Annotated in this window: 17 protein-coding genes and 1 tRNA gene; 8 read left to right on the top strand and 10 right to left on the bottom strand. The window is 62.4% G+C overall.

All coding sequences use genetic code 11. The annotated features are described in order from the left end of the window. Positions 1-88: 88 nt before the first annotated feature. Both KX928_RS11770 and KX928_RS11765 read left to right on the top strand, forming a co-directional pair. A complete protein-coding gene (locus tag KX928_RS11770; RefSeq protein ID WP_257883774.1) occupies positions 89-475 on the top strand; it encodes a DUF983 domain-containing protein in 387 nt (128 codons plus the stop codon). Between the two features lie 29 nt (positions 476-504). Continuing rightward, positions 505-1,212, top strand: a complete 708-nt coding sequence (locus tag KX928_RS11765) for an NUDIX hydrolase (RefSeq protein WP_219502326.1) — start codon at positions 505-507, stop codon at positions 1,210-1,212. 73 nt (positions 1,213-1,285) lie between these two features. Here KX928_RS11765 and KX928_RS11760 read toward each other — a convergent pair whose 3' ends face one another. From KX928_RS11760 to bcoG, 5 genes are read right to left on the bottom strand one after another with little or no spacing between them, the layout of a single operon-like run. Continuing rightward, positions 1,286-2,203: an EamA family transporter gene (locus tag KX928_RS11760; RefSeq protein ID WP_219502324.1), complete on the bottom strand. Its 918-nt coding sequence runs from the start codon at positions 2,201-2,203 to the stop codon at positions 1,286-1,288. A 46-nt stretch (positions 2,204-2,249) separates the two neighbouring features. Beyond that, a complete protein-coding gene (locus tag KX928_RS11755) occupies positions 2,250-2,948 on the bottom strand; it encodes an SDR family oxidoreductase (protein WP_373274801.1) in 699 nt (232 codons plus the stop codon). Positions 2,949-2,992: 44 nt separating this feature from the next. After that, on the bottom strand, positions 2,993-4,468 hold the full coding sequence (locus KX928_RS11750; protein WP_219502320.1) for a carnitine 3-dehydrogenase: 1,476 nt from the start codon (positions 4,466-4,468) through the stop codon (positions 2,993-2,995). After that, entirely contained in the window at positions 4,465-5,025 is a 561-nt protein-coding gene (locus KX928_RS11745) for a hypothetical protein (RefSeq protein WP_219502318.1), read from the bottom strand. Before KX928_RS11745 ends, KX928_RS11750 begins: the two co-directional genes overlap by 4 nt. After that, positions 5,022-5,936 (bottom strand): 3-dehydrocarnitine:acetyl-CoA trimethylamine transferase BcoG, encoded by a 915-nt coding sequence (gene bcoG, locus KX928_RS11740; protein ID WP_219502316.1) that lies wholly within the window; start codon positions 5,934-5,936, stop codon positions 5,022-5,024. Before bcoG ends, KX928_RS11745 begins: the two co-directional genes overlap by 4 nt. 78 nt (positions 5,937-6,014) lie before the next feature. Between bcoG and KX928_RS11735 the strand changes: the two genes are divergently transcribed. After that, complete coding sequence (locus KX928_RS11735) at positions 6,015-6,977, top strand: GlxA family transcriptional regulator (RefSeq protein WP_219502313.1); 963 nt, start codon at positions 6,015-6,017, stop codon at positions 6,975-6,977. Here the strand turns inward: KX928_RS11735 and KX928_RS11730 are convergent. Continuing rightward, the gene (locus KX928_RS11730; protein WP_219502311.1) at positions 6,964-8,007 is read right to left on the bottom strand and encodes an aldo/keto reductase; all 1,044 of its coding nucleotides are present in this window, start codon (positions 8,005-8,007) and stop codon (positions 6,964-6,966) included. The genes KX928_RS11735 and KX928_RS11730 overlap by 14 nt on opposite strands. A gap of 140 nt (positions 8,008-8,147) precedes the next feature. Between KX928_RS11730 and KX928_RS11725 the strand changes: the two genes are divergently transcribed. The 4 genes from KX928_RS11725 to metG all read left to right on the top strand — a co-directional run bounded on the left by KX928_RS11725 (position 8,148) and on the right by metG (position 12,528). Then, a complete protein-coding gene (locus KX928_RS11725) occupies positions 8,148-8,765 on the top strand; it encodes an ImuA family protein (RefSeq protein ID WP_219502309.1) in 618 nt (205 codons plus the stop codon). A gap of 61 nt (positions 8,766-8,826) precedes the next feature. Continuing rightward, the gene (locus KX928_RS11720; protein WP_219502307.1) at positions 8,827-9,423 is read left to right on the top strand and encodes a YceI family protein; all 597 of its coding nucleotides are present in this window, start codon (positions 8,827-8,829) and stop codon (positions 9,421-9,423) included. A 64-nt stretch (positions 9,424-9,487) separates the two neighbouring features. Then, positions 9,488-10,717, top strand: a complete 1,230-nt coding sequence (locus KX928_RS11715; protein ID WP_219502305.1) for an MFS transporter — start codon at positions 9,488-9,490, stop codon at positions 10,715-10,717. An 89-nt stretch (positions 10,718-10,806) separates the two neighbouring features. Continuing rightward, a complete protein-coding gene (metG, locus tag KX928_RS11710; protein WP_219502303.1) occupies positions 10,807-12,528 on the top strand; it encodes a methionine--tRNA ligase in 1,722 nt (573 codons plus the stop codon). A 74-nt stretch (positions 12,529-12,602) separates the two neighbouring features. Here metG and KX928_RS11705 read toward each other — a convergent pair whose 3' ends face one another. The 4 genes from KX928_RS11705 to KX928_RS11690 all read right to left on the bottom strand — a co-directional run bounded on the left by KX928_RS11705 (position 12,603) and on the right by KX928_RS11690 (position 16,584). Beyond that, positions 12,603-15,182 (bottom strand): methyl-accepting chemotaxis protein, encoded by a 2,580-nt coding sequence (locus tag KX928_RS11705; RefSeq protein WP_219502301.1) that lies wholly within the window; start codon positions 15,180-15,182, stop codon positions 12,603-12,605. A 188-nt stretch (positions 15,183-15,370) separates the two neighbouring features. Further along, positions 15,371-15,456: transfer RNA gene (locus KX928_RS11700), tRNA-Leu, on the bottom strand. A gap of 41 nt (positions 15,457-15,497) precedes the next feature. After that, a complete protein-coding gene (locus KX928_RS11695) occupies positions 15,498-16,052 on the bottom strand; it encodes a tetratricopeptide repeat protein (RefSeq protein WP_219502299.1) in 555 nt (184 codons plus the stop codon). A 31-nt stretch (positions 16,053-16,083) separates the two neighbouring features. Then, positions 16,084-16,584: an Lrp/AsnC family transcriptional regulator gene (locus KX928_RS11690; protein WP_219502297.1), complete on the bottom strand. Its 501-nt coding sequence runs from the start codon at positions 16,582-16,584 to the stop codon at positions 16,084-16,086. An 85-nt stretch (positions 16,585-16,669) separates the two neighbouring features. Between KX928_RS11690 and putA the strand changes: the two genes are divergently transcribed. Beyond that, positions 16,670-20,095 carry a bifunctional proline dehydrogenase/L-glutamate gamma-semialdehyde dehydrogenase PutA gene (gene putA, locus KX928_RS11685; protein WP_219502294.1) on the top strand — a complete coding sequence of 1,142 codons (3,426 nt, stop codon included), beginning with the start codon at positions 16,670-16,672 and terminating at the stop codon, positions 20,093-20,095. The last annotated feature ends 42 nt before the right edge of the window (positions 20,096-20,137 follow it).

The following is a 20,137-nucleotide window of genomic DNA, read 5'->3' as shown; positions in this document are numbered from 1 at the left end:
GGCGGCAAAAGCGCATGTAGGAAGAACCTCAAAGGACAGGCCCATGACAGATACCTCACAAGCCGCCTCCGGGCTGACCCGCGCACCGATGACCCCCGCACGTGATGCGGACAGCCGTGACACCAAGCGGTCGCTGCTGCGGGGCTGGCGGCGCAAGTGCCCTAACTGCGGCAGCGGGCCTCTGTTGAAGTCCTATCTCAAGGTGAATGATACCTGCTCGGTGTGCCGCGAGGAGCTGTTCCATCATCGCGCGGACGACGGGCCTGCATATCTTACCATCTTCATCGTGGGCCACCTTATGGCGCCGCTGCTGCATTTCGCCTTTGTGAAATGGCGGCCGGAACCCCTGACACTGTTCACCATTTTTGCGGTTGGCTGCGTGGGTCTATCGCTCTACCTTCTGCCGAGACTGAAGGGGGCCATTGTTGGCTATCAGTGGGCACGCGCCATGGGCGGTTTCGGCAAAGCCGCCTGATGCGACGCCCGGTGGCGACGGGTGGAAACATGACGGATCAAAAGACGCCAGACAAAACGACCGTGCGCAATGCCGCGACCGTCATTGCGCTGCGCGACCGCCATGATGACCCCAGCATCTTGATGGGGCAGCGGGGCGCAAAAGCGGCGTTCATGCCCAATAAATTCGTCTTTCCAGGCGGCGCTGTCGATCCTGGCGACGCGCATGTGCCCCTCTCGGGGCCGGTATCCGATATGTGCCGCGACCGGCTGAACGAGGATACCGAGGAAGAGATTGCCCACGCCCTATGCGTCGCCGCCATCCGGGAACTTTGGGAGGAAACCGGCCTCGTGCTTGGCCGATCGGGCAACTGGGCCGATCCGATCCCCACCGACTGGCAGGGGTTTGCCGCAACCGGCCATGTGCCCACGGCTGCGGCGCTCCAGTTTGTTTTCAGGGCGTTGACCCCACCCGGCAGACCGCGGCGCTTTGATGCGCGGTTCTTTCTGGTCGATGCCGACGCCCTGATCGGCGATCTCGATGATTTCTCGGCGGCCTCGGACGAGCTGTCGCACCTGCAATGGGTGCCGTTGCGCAGGGCCAGATCCTTCGACATGCCCTTCATCACGGAGGTTGTCCTTTCGGAAATCGAAGCACGCACCGGTCAGACCACACCTCCCACAAGCGTGCCCTTTTTCAAAAACAATGATGAAGAAAGCCTGTTTCTGCGGTTGCGCGGAAGGCCCATGCCGTCGTGACCCCGGCCTCTCCGGTTGCCCGGCGGCGCTGAGGGGCAGACCCCTCGCGGGATCACGCAGCCCGCGCAGCGCGTCAGATCACCAGAACCAGCGCGAGGATCGACACGCAAAGAACCGCCATACCCGCAAGTTCACGCATGCTCGGTTTTTCCCTGAAAAACAGGACCGACGCCAGAAGGCTCAGGACAAGCTCCACCTGACCGACGGCCTTGACATATGCGGCGGTTTGCAGCGTGAAGGCGATGAACCAGCCGAGCGAGCCGCCCATGGACATCACCCCGATCCACCCGGCGACCCGGCGCGCGCGCCATACTGCCGCAATCTGGGGCGGGTCGCGCAGCATCAGCCACAGCGCCATCCCGATCATCTGGGCGGCGGTGACAGCGGACAACGTGACACCGGCGCGCACGAAAGGGTCCGCCACGTCAATCTGCAAGGACGCCCCGCGGTAACACACCGCTGAAATCGCGAACAAAACGCCCGATGACAGCCCCAGTGCTACGCCGCGGTTCCACATCGCCGACCATCCCCACCCCTTGACGCCAGGCGGTGTGGAGAGCAGCAGGACGCCGACCAATCCCAAAGCGATGGCCGCAAAGGCGGGCCAGCTGACCCCTTCCCCGAGCAGGATCAGGCCAATAATGACCGACAGGATCACCTCGGTTTTCATCAAGGTCACACCGACGGCAAAGTTGCGTGACTTGAACAGGGTGACGACGCAGACCGTCGCGATGATCTGTGCGAGGGCGCCGCTCATCGCAAAGGCCCAGAACGCGCCGGTCAGTGCCGGCAGGGGGTGCCCTGTGTTTGTAAGGTAGACAGCCACCAGAACCGCCACAAGCGGCGCCGAGTAGAAAAACCGCGCGAAAGTCGCCCCGGTCGGCGACAACGTTGCGGTCGCCAGCACTTTTTGCAGCATGAACCGCAAGGTCTGGAACACGGCTGCGGCGAAGGTGACCGCGACCCACAGATCGGGAGACAGGAAAGTCATGCCTCCTCATGGCGCAGATTTCGCCCGTCCGCCAGAGGTGTCCGCCTCAGAGCTTCGGGTCCGGGTTTTCGGTGTGCCCATCCACAGCGATCACCTGGCCAGAAACGAGACGTGCACCCTCGGAGGCCAGAAACACCGCCATATTCGCGATGTCGCGTGCCTCGACGAACCGCTGCATCGATGTCCCCCCGGCGTAGCCCGCGTAAACCGCGTCACGGGTCATGCCCTTGGCCACCGCTTCGCGTTCAAGAACGCCCTCCATCCGGTCCCCTTCCACGGCCCCGGGGCAAATGGCGTTTGCCCGGATACCATGCGGGCCCAATTCCATCGCGAGGGTTTTCATCAGCCCGATCACCGCCCATTTCGCGGCCGCGTATGGGGCGCGATTGGGATATCCATATATTCCCGCCGTCGATGATGTGAGGATCACCGCCCCCGTGCCCCGCGCCTTCATGCCGGGTGCGGCGTGTTTGGCGGCCAGAAAGGCGCCTTCCACATTTACCGCCATGCAGGCGCGCCAGTCCTCCAAGGCGACCTCCTCGACCGGTGCGGTGGGGCCGGCGATCCCTGCATTCGCGCACAACACGTCGATGTGCGGCATCCGGGTGATCAGCTCCTGAATGGCGGCCTCGTCGGTTGCATCAGCGGTGCAGCGCTGCCATCCGTATGGGCAATCGGCCAGCGCCTTTTGGTCGATATCCGTTATCCAGACGCCATATCCCGCCGCCTCGAACGCCGCCCCCATGGCGCGGCCAATGCCCGACGCACCGGCCGTGATCAGTACCTGCTTCACCGCGGCGCCCCGACGTACCGGCCTGCCCCTTCGGGTTTGGGATGATCCGCCTGCGCTTTTGCAAAACGGCGCAGCGCCGCATCGACCTGCGGGCCTGCATCGGACGGGCGGCGTGTTTCGAGACTGACGTGCAGCAGAAAGTGTTCCCCCGTCGCCAGAAGCCGGTCGCCTTCGTACATCTCGTGCCAGAGGTGCATCTTCTTGCCACCGCCTCCCAACACCCGGGTACGCACGTCGATGATCGCACCGGCGTGGACTTCATCGACGTGCCGGATATGGGTTTCCGCGGTAAAATAGCTGCCGCCCGACGCGATATAGGCTGCATCGCACCCAATCAGTTCCATGAAGCGATCCGTCGCGTCGCCGAATGCCTGCAGGTATTTCGCTTCGTTCATGTGCCCGTTGTAGTCGGTCCAGTCGAGCGGAACGGCGCGGTGAATCGTCAGAACCGGCTGGGAGGGGTCGGCAATGTCATCCGCCCTCTGACCCAGAACCGACCGGGCGCGAATATCCGTCTCCTGTGCCTGCAAGAGCGCACCCGCGCCCCAGTTCTGCGCCTTCAGGGCGCGCATCATGGCGACCAGATTGTTGTCCCGAATGCGTTCAAGCGCGCGGATCGAATGATGCCCCGACTGCGCATCAGACTGCCCGGCAATCAGGTCGACCAGATCGTCGGTGAACTCGGGCACGTCCATCAGCTTGGTCCAGGGCCATTTCAGCGCCGGGCCGAACTGCGCCATGAAATGCTTCATCCCGGCTTCGCCGCCCGCAACGCGGTAGGTCTCGAACAGACCCATTTGCGCCCATCTGATACCGAACCCGTAGCGGATGGCGTCATCGATTTCTTCGGTCGTGGCGATACCATCCTTGACCAGCCAGAGCGCTTCGCGCCACACGGCCTCGAGAAAGCGGTCGGCGACATGGGCGTCGATCTCTTTCTTCAGATGCAACGGATACATCCCGATGCCTGTCAGTAGTCTCTTGACGCTCTTGACCACGGCGGCATCGGTTTCAGCGGTTGTGACAACCTCCACCAGTGGCAGCAGGTAGACCGGATTGAACGGATGGCAGACCATGATCTGCCCCGGGGCCGCAGCGCCTTGTTGCAGCTGCGACGGTTTGAACCCCGACGTGGACGAACCTATAACCGCCTGCGGCAGACAGGTCTTCTGGATCTCAGCGAAGGTTGCATGTTTGATGTCCAGCCGTTCGGGCACGCTTTCCTGTATCCAGCTGGCCCCGTCGACCGCCGCGGCAATCGACCCGTGACACGAGAGCCTGCCCTCATCCGGCAGGGCGACATCCAGCAGGCCCGGAAGCGACCTGCGGGCGTTTGCCAGCACTTCGTCGACCTTTCGGGCGGCATCAGGGTCCGGGTCAAAGACCTGCACGTCCCAGCCATTCAACAAAAAGCGCGCCGCCCAACCGCCGCCGATCACGCCGCCGCCAATGATTGCCGCCGTTTGCGTCATGGGAACGTCCTCTTCAACCGGCTGATATCCCAGCCGTAAAATGCGAGAACCTCGCGGGCCGCCGCCGCGCGGTCGCCGGGGGTGTCGTTGCCGCGGTTGAGCACCACGCCGAAATCACCGGCCACCGTGCCAAGCGCGGCTGTGCGAAACGCCTCGTCCACCCACATGACCACCAACGTGCCTTCCGGGTCGGCAGGATCGCGCAGCACCCCCGCGCGCGAGATGTCGTAAACACCGGCGCGCTCGGCGATCACGTCGCTCGTCAATGTCAGGGTTTGCCTGTCAGCATCATGGCGGAAGGCTACGACGCCCTGCCGTATCGGGTCAAAACTAGCGACCAGAACCCAGTCGCCGGCAAAATCGGCAGCGTCGAAGCGCGTCGTCGCGCCAATCGGCGCGTCGGTATCCCTGTAGCTGTCCGGACCCGATGGCCCGAAAGGCACGCAGCCCGCCACGGCAAGGCTGATCATCACCGGCCACGCGGCGGCCCTGAGCGTCGCGGACCCGGATGCAACTGATCCTGACACCGGGGCCGGGCAAGCCGCCTGCCCTGTCATCGCTTGGGTGCCCGTTTGACCAGCCCAAGTTTCTCGCGCACCTGCGCCGGGCCGATGACCTTTGCGCCCATGTTTTCGACAATGGTTGCGGCGCGCTCCACCAGGTGCCAGTTCTCGGCCAGAACACCCTTGTCCAGCCACAGATTGTCCTCCAGCCCGACACGCACGTGCCCTCCGGCCAGGACGGCGGCGGCGACATACGCCATTTGAGTGCGCCCGAGAGAGAAAGCCGAAAACGTCCAGTCCTGCGGCACGTTGTTCACCATCGCCATAAAGGTGTTGAGGTCGTTGGGCGCGCCCCAGGGCACTCCCATGCACAGCTGTACCAGCGCCGGCGCTTGCAAGACACCATCCGCCACCAGCTGCTTGGCATACCACAAGTGGCCCGTATCAAAGGCTTCGATTTCCGGCTTCACGCCCAGATCGGTCATCATGCGCCCCATCGCCGTCAGCATGCCCGGCGTATTGGTCATGACATAATCGGCTTCCGCGAAGTTCATCGTGCCACAATCGAGGGTGCAGATCTCCGGCAGGCATTCGGCCACATGCGCCACGCGGGCGCTGGCACCGATCATATCCGTGCCCTGCGGGTTCAGCGGCAGAGGCTCCTCGACATCGCCGAAGATCATATCGCCGCCCATGCCCGCAGTCAGGTTCAGCACGACATCGACATCGGCATCCCGAATGCGGTCTGTGACCTCGCGATAGTAGTCGAGTTTGCGACTCGGAGCCCCCGTCTCCGGATCGCGGACATGACAATGCACGATTGCGGCACCGGCCTTTGCAGCGGCAATGGCGCTTTCGGCAATCTGTTGCGGCGAGCGCGGTACATGCGGGCTGCGGTCCTGCGTGGCCCCCGAGCCGGTGACGGCGCAGGTGATGAAAACCTCGGTGTTCATTGTCAGCGGCATGGCGTGCTCTCCCTTGTGTTCGGGCGGAGGATGACGCAGAAATTCGCATAGCACTTGTCAAAATACGAAGAACACTTGATGCAAACCGAAAATATCCTGCGAACGACCCTGTTGGTTCTGGAGGATACCAATACCCTGTCGTTTGCCGCCGCCGTTGACCCGATGCGCGCGGCCAACCGGCACGCCGGACGCAGCGTGTTCGACTGGCGTTTCGCCACGCCCGGCGCCGCCGACGTCACCCTGACCAGCGGGTTGTCAGTGCCCGCATCTCCGCTGCACCTGACCGCCGCATGTGATCTGCTGATCATCGTCGCCGGGTTTTCGCTGGAGGTTCAGGCGACACCGGCCCTGCGCGCCAGCCTGCGCCGCCTGGCGGCCACGGCACGTTTCGTGGCAGGTATCGATGGTGGCCCCTGGATCATGGCGCGCGCAGGTCTGCTTGACGGGTATCGCGCGACGACGCATTGGGAAGATCTCGGCGCTTTTGCCACGACTTTTCCGAACGTGATCACGTCGGACGCCCGTTTTGTCGACAGCGGCAACCGCTTGACCAGTGGCGGTGCCGCACCGGCCATCGACATGATGCTGCACCTGATATCGGACCTGTTTGGCCCCGGCCTGTCGGACCGGGTGGCGGGCAGTTTCATCTATGATGCGAATACCGTCCCTGCCCGCCCGCAGAGCCGCAGGAAACTGCGGGTTCAGCATTCGCCGATCACCGCGCGGGTTGATGCGATCATGCAGGCGCACCTCGAAGACCCGGTCAGCATTCGCGATCTTGCCCGCACCCTGGGCATCAGCCAGCGGGCCCTGCAGATGCATTTTCAGACCCGGCTCGGGATCACCCCGCAAGCTCACTATCTGGACCTGCGGTTGAGCGAGGCCGACAGGTTGGTCACAGAAACCGGCGCCGCCCTTCACGACGTGGCCTTAAGCACCGGCTTTGCCTCGCAATCGAGCTTCGCGCGGGCCTACACGCGGCGTTTCGGCAGCTCGGCACGCAAGCGGCGGGCCGATCAGATCCGGGTCAATACGGCATAGGATGTTGTCGGTGCGCCGCGTCGATCTCTGCCAGAACCGCCTCATCCAGCGTGAGCTCAATCGCGCCGAGACTATTCTCAAGCTGCGCCGGTGTCGTCGCCCCAAAAATGATCGACCCCATGAAGGGCCGGGTCTTGCACCAGGCAAGCGCCATCTGGGTCGGGTCCAGCCCATGACGTTCCGCGATCGCGGTGTAAGCGCCGATAGCATCAAAGGCACGCGCGGTTTTGCGCCCGCCAAGGTCCTCGCTGAGCGACATGCGCGACTTCTCAGGCACGGCACCCCCCTGGTACTTGCCTGTCAACAAGCCTGCGGCCAGCGGCGAAAAGGCCAGGAGCGGGACGTCTTCCTGCACACTCATCTCGGCCATGTCGGTGTCGTAAAGCCGGCAAAGCAAGGAGTATTCATTCTGTACCGATGCCACGCGCGGGCCACCGGTGCGTGCCGCGGCTTCGAGCCACTTGGTGGTTCCCCACGCGCTTTCATTGCTGAGACCGAAGGCGCGGATCGTCCCCCGTTTGACCTGATCCTGCAGCGCACCCAATGCATCCTCCATATGGTTTTGGGTATCGAGCATAAGCTGCCCGGAGGGATCATAGGTCCAGTTCTTGCGGAACATGTAGCTGCCCCGGTTCGGCCAGTGGAACTGATAGAGGTCGATGTAATCTGTCTTGAGACGCCGCAGGGATCCCTCGATCGCCTCGGGAATTGTCTGCGAGGTGATCGGTGCACCATCGCGAACAATGGCGAGCCCCTCCCCGGAATGTTTTGTTGCCAGAACCACGTCGCTGCGACGCATGTCGCGTTCGAACCAAAGGCCGATGATCCGCTCGGTGCGCCCGATGGTCTCGGCGCTGACCGGGTTTACCGGATACATTTCGGCGGTGTCGATGAAATTGATGCCCGCGTCCAGCGCCCTGTCGATCTGGGCGTGGCCTTCTTCGGCCGTGTTCTGGGTGCCCCACGTCATCGACCCCAGGCAGAATTCGGAAACGTCGATGTTCGAGCGGCCCAGTCGGTTCATCTTCATCGCGGCAGTGTCCTTTTTGATGTGGCGCAACTCTAGCCTCTCCTCTGGTCACTGCAAGCAGCTTTGGCACCAGCAAAAAACAGGCCTTGCGCGGCAACGAAGGATTGAGAACAAAATAAGAACACACTATATTGCCTTGTATGTCTGTTTCGCATCCCCTGTTGTCCCGGCGCTCTGCAAAGGCGGGTCCGACGCTTCCGCTTTTAGCCACGGCACCGGAATTGCATCTGGCGCAGGCGCGTGTGCACGAGGCCTGCGGTCTCGCCCGGCGTACATTGGCCCTGTGGCTGGCCGCACAGACCCAGGGCCCGGTGATGTGGATCGCGCCATCCTGGACACAGGAACAGTTGCATTGCGATGGGGTCACGGCATGGATCGACCCTGCGCGGCTGATATTCATCCACCCGCGTCGCCCTGACGATGTGCTTTGGACAATGGAGGAGATTTTACGGTCGGGTGCCGTGGCTCTGGCGGTGGCGGATCTGCCCGGTTTACCGGGGCTGACACAGGTGCGTCGCATGCATCTGGCTGCGGAAACCGGGGCAGCCGAGGGGCAATATGCTCCCCTGGGCCTGCTGCTCACCCCCGGTGCTGGCGGGGCGGCCGGGGTGGAAACACGCTGGCATCTTTCCCCCGCACACACGAAAGGGCCGGAGACCTGGCGGCTGGAGAGATTGCGCGCCCGGACCGCACCGCAACAGGGGTGGGAGGTTCATCGCTCCAAGACCACGCAGGCGCTTCAGATCAAGTCGGCGTGACGGCATTGGCAAGCCGTACAAAAGGCTTATCTAGAGAATTGGTCACAGGGGATTTCTCGCCATGTCTTTGCAACTATCACGCCGCCTGCTGATCGCTTCGGGACTGGCGACATGGGCCACGACGGGGCTTGCAGCGCCGCAGCGCTACGACCTGGTGAAAGAGCGGTCCCGGGTGGCCTTCCTCTTCAAGGTAAACGGCGCGGCGCAAACCGGCACCGTTCCCGTCAGCACCGCCGACATACGCGTCGACCCGCGCAATCTCGCAGCCTCCAGCGCGGACGTCACGGCGGACATCCGCCGCGCCAAGACCGGCATGCTGTTTGTCACGCAGGCTCTGCTCGGCGCATCGGTGCTGGACGCGGCCAATCACCCCCTCGTGCGATACACCTCGACCCGGATCATTCTTGGCAGATCCGGGCGCATCTCGGAGGGTGCGAAAATCGAGGGTCAGCTGACATTGCGCGGGGCGACGCGGCCGCTGCAACTTGCCGCGACGCTGACGCGACCACCCGGGTCCGCGCCGGATGACCTTTCTGTTCTGAATATCCGGCTGAACGGTACCCTGAGCCGGCGGGATTTCGGCGCAACCGGATATCCAAACCTGGTCGATGACACGGTTGCTCTCGACATCAACGCAGAAATTCGGGCGCAGGGCTGAAAACGACCCCCTTTGTCGAATAACCGATAGGGCCGCAGGGGCATTCCGGTCAGGGTGAGGCAATATGCGCCTTCTGATCTCCTTTGCCGCCCTCTTTCTGTCTGTGCTGCTCCTGCAATTATCCTCCGGAGGCGTCGGGCCGCTGGACGCCTTGTCGGGCTTGGCACTGGGATTTTCCCGGCAGGAGATCGGCCTGTTGGGGTCAGCCCATTTCACGGGCTTCTTCATCGGGTGCTGGTGGGCTCCGCGCCTGATGGGAAGTGTTGGGCATTCGCGGGCTTTCGCCGCGTTCACGGCCGCTGGCGCGATTGGCCTGATGAGCCACATGCTGATCATTGATCCCTACGCCTGGGCCTTGATGCGCGTCGCCTCGGGCATGTGCGTGGCGGGCTGTTACACGGTCATCGAAGCCTGGCTGCAGGCCAAGGTCACGAACCAGACGCGGGGGCGCACGATGGGTGTCTACCGCGTTGTGGACATGACGGGATCCATGGCCGCGCAGCTGATCATCGGGGTCCTGGACCCTGCCAGCTATGTCTCTTACAACCTGCTGGCCATCGTATGCTGTGCAGCCCTGCTGCCCTTGACCCTGACCACCGTGCGCCAGCCGGAAACCCCCGCCTCCCCGCGCCTGCGGCCCCGTCTGGCCTACGAGCGCTCGCCCCTTGCCGCCGCCGGCGTGCTCGCGGCCGCCCTTTCATCGGCGTCCTTCCGGATGGTTGGTCCGGTCTACGGGCAGGAAGTCGGCCTCAGCATCGACCAGATTGCCTATTTCATGGCCTCTTTCGTGTTGGGCGGCGCCATCGCTCAATACCCGGTCGGATGGCTCGCGGACCGATTTGACCGCCGCCGGGTGTTGATCTGGCTGTCAATCGCCGCGGTGATCAGTTCCGCGATCACCATCTTTGCCTCCGGCTTGGGCACCGCGGGCGTGATGCTGACCGCCGGCCTCTTTGGGCTGACCACCTTCCCGATCTATTCGGTCGCGGCATCGCATGCCCACGACTTCGCCAGCGACGCGGAACGTGTCGAGCTCTCGGCGGCGCTGATGTTCTACTACGCCCTGGGGGCCATCGCCGCGCCCTATATCGCCTCGCTCCTGATCGACATCTTCGGACCAAAGGCGCTCTTTATTCTGATCGCCGCGGGCCACGTGGTGCTGGTGGTATTCGGATTGACCCGGATGCGCGCGCGTCCCGCGCCCGCAGATCGCACCCGGTTCACCTATGCGCCAAGAACCTCCTTTATCATCGGGCGGCTCACCCGGCGCAGCCGGTCGGAGCCGAAGGGCTGACTCCGTCGCAGGCGGCTTCAACAAATCTGGTCCTCGGCGCAAAGCTCAGGTAGAGGGTGACAAATCCGCGTAAAACAAAAGGCCTTGCCATGGCACGCCACCTCATCACCTCCGCCATTCCCTACATCAACGGGATCAAGCACCTTGGCAATCTGATCGGCAGCCAGTTGCCCGCAGATCTTTTCGCGCGCTACATGCGCGCGCGCGGGCATGAGGTCCTGTTTCTGTGCGCCACCGACGAACATGGCACCCCGGCCGAGCTGGCCGCCGCCAAGGCGGGCAAACCCGTGGCGGAATACTGCGCCGAAATGCATGCCATCCAGTCCGACATCGCAAAGGGTTTTCGGCTGTCCTTCGACCATTTCGGGCGCTCCTCCAGCCCGCAGAACCACGCGTTGACCCAACATTTCGCGGGGCGGTTGGCGGAGGCCGGCCTGATCCGGGAGGTCAGCGAGAAACAGGTCTATTCCCATGCGGACGGCCGCTTTTTGCCCGACCGCTACATCGAAGGCACCTGTCCGAACTGCGGATATGACAAAGCCCGCGGAGACCAGTGTGAAAACTGCACAAAACAGCTTGACCCGACAGACCTGATCGACGCCCGGTCGGCGATTTCCGGATCAACCGACCTGGAAGTCCGGGAAACCAAGCATCTTTACCTGCGACAGTCCAAGCTCAAGGACGATCTGGACGCCTGGATCGATTCAAAAGTGGAATGGCCGGTTCTGACCACGTCGATCGCGAAGAAATGGCTGCACGACGGCGACGGGTTGCGCGACCGCGGCATTACCCGCGATCTCGATTGGGGTATTCCTGTGCGCAAGGGCACCGAAGACTGGCCCGGCATGGAAGGCAAGGTTTTTTATGTCTGGTTCGATGCGCCCATCGAATACATTGCCTGCGCGGGCGAGTGGGCTGAGGCCAACGGGCTGCAAGCCGCCGACTGGGAGCGGTGGTGGCGCACCGACAAGGGCGCGGAAGACGTGCGCTATACCCAGTTCATGGGCAAGGACAACGTGCCGTTTCACACCCTCAGTTTCCCGGCGACTCTTATCGGGTCGGGTGAACCCTGGAAGATGGTCGACCATCTGAAGTCGTTTAACTACCTGAACTATGATGGCGGCCAGTTTTCCACGTCGCAAGGCCGTGGCATTTTCATGGATCAGGCGCTCGACCTTCTGCCGGCTGACTATTGGCGATGGTGGTTGCTGAGCCATGCCCCCGAAAGCAGTGATGCTGAATTCACCTGGGAAAACTTTCAGAGCTCGGTCAATAAGGATCTGGCCGACGTTCTGGGAAATTTTGTCAGCCGGATCACCAAATTCTGCCGGTCGAAATTCGGTGAAGCGGTGCCGGAATCGGGCGCTTACAGCGATGCGGAAATCGCGCTTATCGGCGACCTGACGGGCCGTGTCCGACGATACGCCGCGCTGATGGAGGCCATGGAAGTTCGAAAATCCGCGCAGGAACTTAGGGCCATTTGGGCCAGCGGGAACGAATACCTGCAGACCGTGGCGCCCTGGACGACATTCAAAACGGACCCTGAAAAGGCTGCCGTCCAGACCAGAATGGGCCTCAACCTTGCGCATCTCTATGCCGTGTTGTCCGCGCCGTTTCTGCCCGATGCCAGCGAGACGATCCTGTCCAGTCTCAAGATGCACGACAGCGCTTGGCCGGACAACATCGCGGACTTCCTGAATACCCTGCCCCCAGGGCATGCGTTCGAGGTGCCGGAAGTCCTGTTTGCAAAAATCACAGACGATCAATGTGCCGACTGGCAGTCGAAATTTTCCGGCCAACGGTCTGACTGACGACTGGATGTCTGATTCGTGTTGCAGGGCGCGCCCTCAGCTACGCCGCTTGCGCAGATAGGGGCTTGCGCGTGTTAAAACTCCTCCCAGCCGGAGTCCAGATCGACGTCTTCTTCGACCTTGATCGCCGCGTTCCCCGCTGACAGTGGCTGCCGCGCAGCAGCCGGTTCCGGACGCTCTGCATCCACGGCTACCGGGGCGGCCGCCGCGCTATGATCAAGGCGGAAGCGGGCAACTGCCGCGGCCAGCGCATCGGCTTCCGATGTCAACGCATGACTTGCGGCCGTCGTTTCCTCGAACATCGCGGCGTTTTGTTGCGTGACGTGGTCGAGCTCATTCACCGCGGTATTGATCTCGTTCAGCCCTGCGGACTGTTCACGGGCCGAGGCCGCGATGTTCGACACCCGCTTCGAAATCTCGGACACCGAAGTCACGATGGCATCCAGCGCACTTCCTGTCTTGTCGACGAGGTCGACGCCCTTCGCAACCTGATCTCCCGAGCTGGAGATGAGCACGTTGATCTCGCGGGCCGCATCGGAAGACCGTTGGGCCAAAGCGCGCACTTCCGTTGCCACGACGGCAAAACCGCGCCCGGCTTCCCCCGCACGCGCGGCTTCGACACCTGCGTTCAGCGCCAAAAGATTGGTCTGGAAGGCAATGTCGTCGATGACCGTGGTGATTTTCGAGATTTCCTGCGAAGAGGTCTTGATGGCGTCCATCGCCTCTACCGCCTGGCGCGCCACCTCCCCGCCTTTTTCCGCGTTGGATTGCGCATCCGTAGACATGGAGGAGGCCTCGTCGGCCCCTTCCGCGGCTGACCTGACAGAGCTGGTCAACTCATCCAGGGCCGCGGCGGTTTCTTCCAGCGTGGCCGCCTGTTTTTCGGTTCTGCGGGACAGGTCATCCGCGGCGGAGGTGATCTCACTGGTTTCATTCCGGATGGAATCGGAGTTATGCATCACCGCCGAAACAGCATCCTTCAGCGCGGCGACCGCCGCATTGAAATCCGCGCGCAGTTTTTCGTAATCGTCCGGGAAGGCGGTGGTGATGTCGCTTGTCAGATCCCCTTCGGAGAGCTTTTGCAGACCGATGCCAAGTGCATCGACAACGCTGCGCTGTTCTGCTGTGATCCGCGCCCGTTCCTGTTCCGCCCGGAGTTCGGCTTCCGCCGCACTTGTGACGTCCGACCCAAGGAAGATCACGCTTTCAACCTCGCCTTTCGGCGACATGACGGATGAGAAGCTACCCTCCACGACCAGCCGCCCTGCACCGGAGGGCGCTTCCACGTCGAAGCGCCCGAATACCGGCTCTCCGCGCAGAACCTCTGACCGCAGGTCACCGTCGCTTTTCGATCCGTCAGTCGCCCCTTTGAACAGATCGCTTAACCCGAGACCGGCTCCCTCGATCGCCTGCAGCGCCAGAACCTTTTTCATGTTGCCGTTGGCGTCGACGACGTTGCCTGCGCTGTTGAATTCAATCCGCAACTGATTTTCGTCAATGGTGTTCAAGACCGCGGCATTGCGCATCGCCTCGGATTGATCTGCCCATTCGATCACCGCCCCGATCATTTTCCCGTCGTCATCCAGCGCCGCGTTGAAGTTGATCTCGATCAGCGCATCGCCGATTTTTGCATTATGCGACAGCGGCAGAACCTGCAGACCCTCATCCCTGATCTTTCCACACAACGCGCGGAGCTCGCCGAAGTTCGAAAGATCAGAGCCAAGCGCACCGCGGGCGGCCAGATCCGGCCAGTCACCTGTCAGGTCGGCCATCAGATCGTTCAGCAGCGCATCGCAGGCCGGGTTCATGAACAGCACGGTCAGCTCTTCGTCAACCATCATCATGGGCGCGGTCGAGCCAACAAACGCCGCACTTTTGAACGCGCTTTCGCGTTCCGCTTTCTTGGCAACGGCCAACGCTTCACGGAACATGTCCAGACTACGCGCCATCTGCCCGACTTCATCCCCACGCCCGGTGAACGGCACCTCGGTGTCGTAGTCGCGATCCGCAATCGCATGCATCGCGCCATTGATCCGTTTCAAGGGCTGGGACAGTTGATTGCGCAGGAAATAGGTGAAAAGGGCAACCGCCACGATCATGACCGCCAATCCGGCGCCCAGTGCCTTCTTCTCCATCTCCGTCACGATCGCGATCTGGTTTTCGGTCGACCAGCCCGTCACTACAACACCAACAACGTCTCCGGCATCGCCAAAGGTGGCTGGATGCGCCGTGATCAACCCGTTGTCTGACACTGCGATCTGGCCCGTCTCCAGTACTTCTTGCGCAAGCTCGGTCGCGGCGGCCTCATCGAAGGCGCCGCTGTCTTCAGAGAAAAGAACCGTACCGTTCGATCTGACCACCAGGGCCCCCGCGGCATCGGGCTGTGCCGCCTTCAGAACACCGCTGACCAGGTCGCCGACCGCATTGGCATTGCCAAACTGGATCGCGCCCCCCATCTGCATCGCCATCAGGCCGGTCACTTCACCGGCGCGCGTGCCAAGCCCGTCATAAGTGATCTGCTTGACCATTCGGTGCTCCAGATAAGAGACGGCCGACACGACCGAGACCACGCAGATCACCACCATCGCCAGGCATTTGGCGAACAGGCTGTTGAAGATATTGCTGTGACTGCGGGAACTTTTGGGAAGCGGCATCAAGTGACCCTTTGCGTGTAAACTGGACGACATACCTGACCCATCGACTGCATCGGCAGGCAAACCTCCGGGCTGTTTACAAGCGAGGTCTTACAGAGCGCTTAACACGTCACCGTTTTGCGGTGGTTTTGGCACGGATCAATCACATGGGATTTTCAAAAAAGTCGACAAAGACCAGCGACCTGAGGTGGTACCCGCGGCCGGACTCGAACCGGCACGGCATTCCTGCCTGGGGATTTTAAGTCCCCTGTGTCTACCATTCCACCACGCGGGCACGCGGCGCACCATAGCGCAGCGACGGGCAGTGTAAACGGGTCAGATATCTTTTCCCGCTGGCGCGAGGGGACCCCCTTCCGCCATCAGGAATCGCTCTGACAACCACGGATTATTCTCCAGCGCGACCAACAGCTGGGCGCGGGCTTCATCAATGCGGCCAAGGTTCATCAACGTCAGCGCGCGCCCTGATTGCGCAGGCACATGCAGGGGCGACAGCATCAGCGCCTTGTCCAGATCCAGCAATGCCTCGGCGTAGTCTTCCCGAAGGAAATGAATATAGGCCCGCTGGTTGAAACCCTCTGCATAAAGCGGACAATATTCCGCCAACCGGTCGAACTCTCTCAGCGCGCCGGCAAAATCGTAGCTGTCACGCCGCCGAAGCCCGTTGTTGAGCACTTCCTGTGCCGCCTCGTTCGGGGCTCGCAACCACACCTGCCACATCCTGTCCGACACTGCGCGCCCGGCCTGATCATTCGCAGCGGCACGCGCCTCTTCGAACAACCCTTCGAGCTCTGCGGTAAAATCACCAGGGGCCGGGCATTCCGCAAAAACCGGCCCTGCGCTGAGGATGGCGGCAAGTAGTGTTCTCTTCATGACCCTAAGTTTGGCGCAACAACCGGATGCGTCAAGCGGTATCCGCCAACATCGTCTCCTTGACCGCCTCCATCGCCACATAGGTCGACGTGCCCGCCACATGCGGCAAGGTCGAGATCGTGTCGCCGAGAAACTGACGGTATTGCGACATGTCGCTGGTGCGCACCTTCAGCAGGTAGTCGAAACTGCCGGCAATCATATGCGCCTGCTCAATCTCGGGAACCCGGACCACTGCCACGTTGAAGGCTGACAGCGCCTTTTCCCGCGTATCGCTGAGCCGCACTTCGACAAAGGCGACGTGGTCCAGCCCCAATTGTATCGGGTCCAGCAGCGCGCGATAGCCGATGATCACACCGCTTTGTTCAAGCCGCCGCAGGCGGGCCTGTGTCGGGGATTTCGACAGTCCGATCCGCTTGGCCAGATCGGTGATGCTGATGCGCCCGTCTTCTGCGAGAACGGACAGAATCGCCCGGTCAAACCGATCGAGGCTTAACTGTTCATTCTGGTCATTCTTGTTTGATAATTTAATCATTTCGCCCTGCTCCCTTGCCATCTTCAGTCATTATGACTTCGAACTCTGATATATCCTATACAAAGTTTTCATTGGAGTTTGCGAAATGGTTCGTGACACATCTCTCTCCCTGCGCCATCAGATCGATTCTGGCACCTACGTGGATCAGGACGTCGTTCTGAGTGATCTGATCCGGACGGCGGATCTGTCAGATAAGTCGCGCGCGGCCATCAGCAAATCGGCGGCACAGTTGGTACGCGATATTCGCGACACCAGCGCACCGGGCCTGATGGAGGTTTTCCTGGCGGAATACGGGTTATCGACCGATGAAGGCGTAGCCCTCATGTGTCTTGCCGAGGCCCTGTTGCGTGTCCCCGATGCCGATACCATCGACGCGCTGATCGAAGACAAAATCGCCCCGTCCGACTGGGGCCGTCACCTTGGGCACTCCACGTCAAGCCTGGTCAATGCCTCGACATGGGCGCTCATGCTTACCGGCCGGGTTCTCGACGATGAGCAACCCGGGCCAGTGCGCCATCTGCGGGCGGCAATCAAACGTCTGGGAGAGCCTGTCATTCGCACCGCCGTCAGCCGTGCGATGAAGGAAATGGGGCGTCAGTTCGTGTTGGGTGAGGACATTAACGCCGCCATGCAACGTGCCGCAGGTATGGAGAAAAAAGGCTACACCTACTCCTATGACATGTTAGGCGAAGCGGCCCGAACCGAGGCGGACGCAAAACGGTATCACCTGAGCTATTCGCGCGCGATTTCCGCCATCGCGACGGCCTGCCGGTCCTCCGACATCCGCCTCAACCCCGGTATCTCGGTCAAGCTGTCGGCGTTGCATCCGCGTTACGAAGTGGCGCAGGAAACGGCGGTGATGACGGACCTCGTGCCGCGCCTGCGGGCTTTGGCGCTGCTGGCGAAATCCGCGGGCATGGGCTTGAACGTCGACGCCGAAGAAGCGGACCGGCTCGCGTTATCGCTGGAAGTCATCGACCGGGTGATGGCGGAACCGGCACTGGCAGGCTGGGACGGCTTCGGCATCGTGGTGCAGGCTTTCGGACCCCGGGCCGGCACGGTGATCGAGGCAGTGTACGATATGGCAAAGCGGCACGACCGCAGAATCATGGTGCGTCTCGTCAAGGGCGCCTATTGGGACACCGAGATCAAACGCGCGCAGGTCGAAGGCATCGATGGCTTTCCGGTTTTCACGCAAAAGGCCGCCACGGATGTCTCCTACATCTGCAACGCGAAAAAGCTGTTGGGACTGACGGATCGTATCTATCCGCAATTTGCCACACATAACGCGCATACGGTGGTCGCGATCCTGCAGATGGCCGCCGATCCGGAGTTGTACGAGTTCCAGCGCCTGCATGGCATGGGAGAAACCCTGCACAACCTGATCATGCAGCAAAATGGCACGCACTGCCGCATTTATGCACCTGTCGGCGCGCACCGCGACCTGCTGGCCTACCTTGTCCGGCGCTTGCTGGAAAACGGCGCCAATTCAAGCTTCGTCAACCAGATCGTCGATGAACATGTGCCACCCGAAGTGGTGGCGGCTGACCCGTTTGATGTCCTGCAATCCTCACCGCCATCACAGATCCCCCGCGGGCCGGAGATTTTCCTGCCGCTGCGCGCAAATGCCAAAGGGTTCGATCTGACGCACAGCCAAACACTGGACGCCATCGAGGCGGCCCGCACCCCCTTTGCGGCGCACCGCTGGATCGCCACACCCCTGCTGGCCGCAGAGGTCGATGCCGCTGGCCCGACAACCGATGTCAGCAACCCGGCCGACCCGGAGGACACGCCGGGAACGGTTCAAGCCGCCACGGCCGCAGACGTCGCAACCGCTTTCGGTCAGGCCGCCACGTGGTCCGAGCCGCTGGCAACGCGGCGCGCGGTTCTTTTGCGCGCGGCCGATCAGATGGAAAACCGCTATGGGGAGATTTTTGCGGTTCTGGCGCGCGAGGCAGGCAAGGGCTTGCCCGACTGCGTCGCAGAACTGCGGGAAGCCGTGGATTTTCTGCGCTACTATGCGGCACAAGCCACGAACACCCCGCCCGCCGGGATTTTCAGCTGTATTTCTCCGTGGAATTTCCCCTTGGCGATTTTCTGCGGGCAGGTCACAGCAGCCCTCGCCGCGGGAAATGCCGTCTTGGCAAAACCGGCGGAGCAGACACCGCTGACAGCCTTTCTTGCCGTCTCCATTCTGCATGAGGCAGGGGTGCCGCGCACTGCCTTGCAACTGCTTCCCGGCGGCGGTGATGTGGGGGCCATGGTGACGTCCGACCCACGCGTCGGCGGGGTCGCCTTCACCGGTTCAACGGCGACAGCCCTGCGCATCCGCGCGGCCATGGCGGCACATTGCGCGCCCGGCACGCCGCTGATCGCCGAGACCGGTGGCCTGAACGCGATGATCGTTGACAGCACCGCCCTTCCGGAACAGGCCGTGCAATCGATAATTGAAAGCGCGTTTCAGTCTGCGGGTCAAAGGTGTTCGGCGCTGCGCTGTCTCTACGTACAGGAAGACATCGCCGAAAGCTTCACCGAGATGCTGATCGGCGCCATGAACACGTTGCGCATGGGTGCGCCTTGGCACCTCTCGACAGATGTCGGCCCGGTCATCGACGACACCGCCCGCAAGGGGATCGCCGACGACGTGGAACAGGCCCGCGCCGATGGCCGCATTCTGGCCGAGTTGACGGCCCCGACCACGGGGACCTTCGTCGCGCCCACCCTGATAAGGGTCGACAGCATCACGGATCTGCAGCGCGAGATATTCGGGCCGGTGCTGCATCTGGCAACCTTCAAGTCGCACGAACTGGACAGGGTCATCGACACGATCAATGGCACCGGCTACGGGCTGACATTCGGCCTGCACACCCGCATCGATGACCGGGTTCAGCATATTTCCGAACGTATTGAGGCGGGCAACATCTACGTGAACCGCAACCAGATCGGTGCGATTGTCGGCAGCCAGCCCTTCGGTGGCGAGGGTCTGTCGGGCACCGGACCGAAGGCGGGTGGCCCGAACTACCTGCCACGTTTCGCGGAACCGGATCGTGAAACCCGAGACGGCACCTGGGACACACCCCTGCAAGACCTTCCGGTGCTGCCGCCGTGCCTTCCCACCCCGCTGTCGACTCACAGCCTGCCGGGACCGACGGGCGAGTCCAACCGGCTGAGCACCCTGCCACGCCCGGCGCTCCTGTGCATGGGGCCGGGATCGGATGCGGCGATGGCGCAGGCCCGCGCGGTCGAAGCCCTGGGCGGCGTGGCGGTTCTGGCGACCGGCGCCATCGATCCTGCGAAGCTCACCGAGGGACCCGCTTATGGCGGTGTGCTGTGGTGGGGCGATGCAGACACCGGGCGCGCGATTGAGACGGCACTGGCAAAGCGCGACGGGCCGATTATCCCGCTGATCCCCGGTCTTCCCGATACCGCCCGGGTGCGGTCGGAACGCCATGTGTGCGTTGACACCACGGCATCGGGCGGCAACGCGGCGCTTCTGGGCGCGGTCACCTGACCGCCTGCCCCCGGCGCCTGTGGTGCCGGGGTGCCTTGACGC

It is taken from the genome of Roseobacter insulae, from assembly GCF_019375555.1.
GTDB classification, from domain to species: Bacteria; Pseudomonadota; Alphaproteobacteria; order Rhodobacterales; family Rhodobacteraceae; genus Roseobacter; species Roseobacter insulae.
Note: the sequence above shows the minus strand (reverse complement) of the source record. Positions and strands in the feature narration are given on the sequence as shown.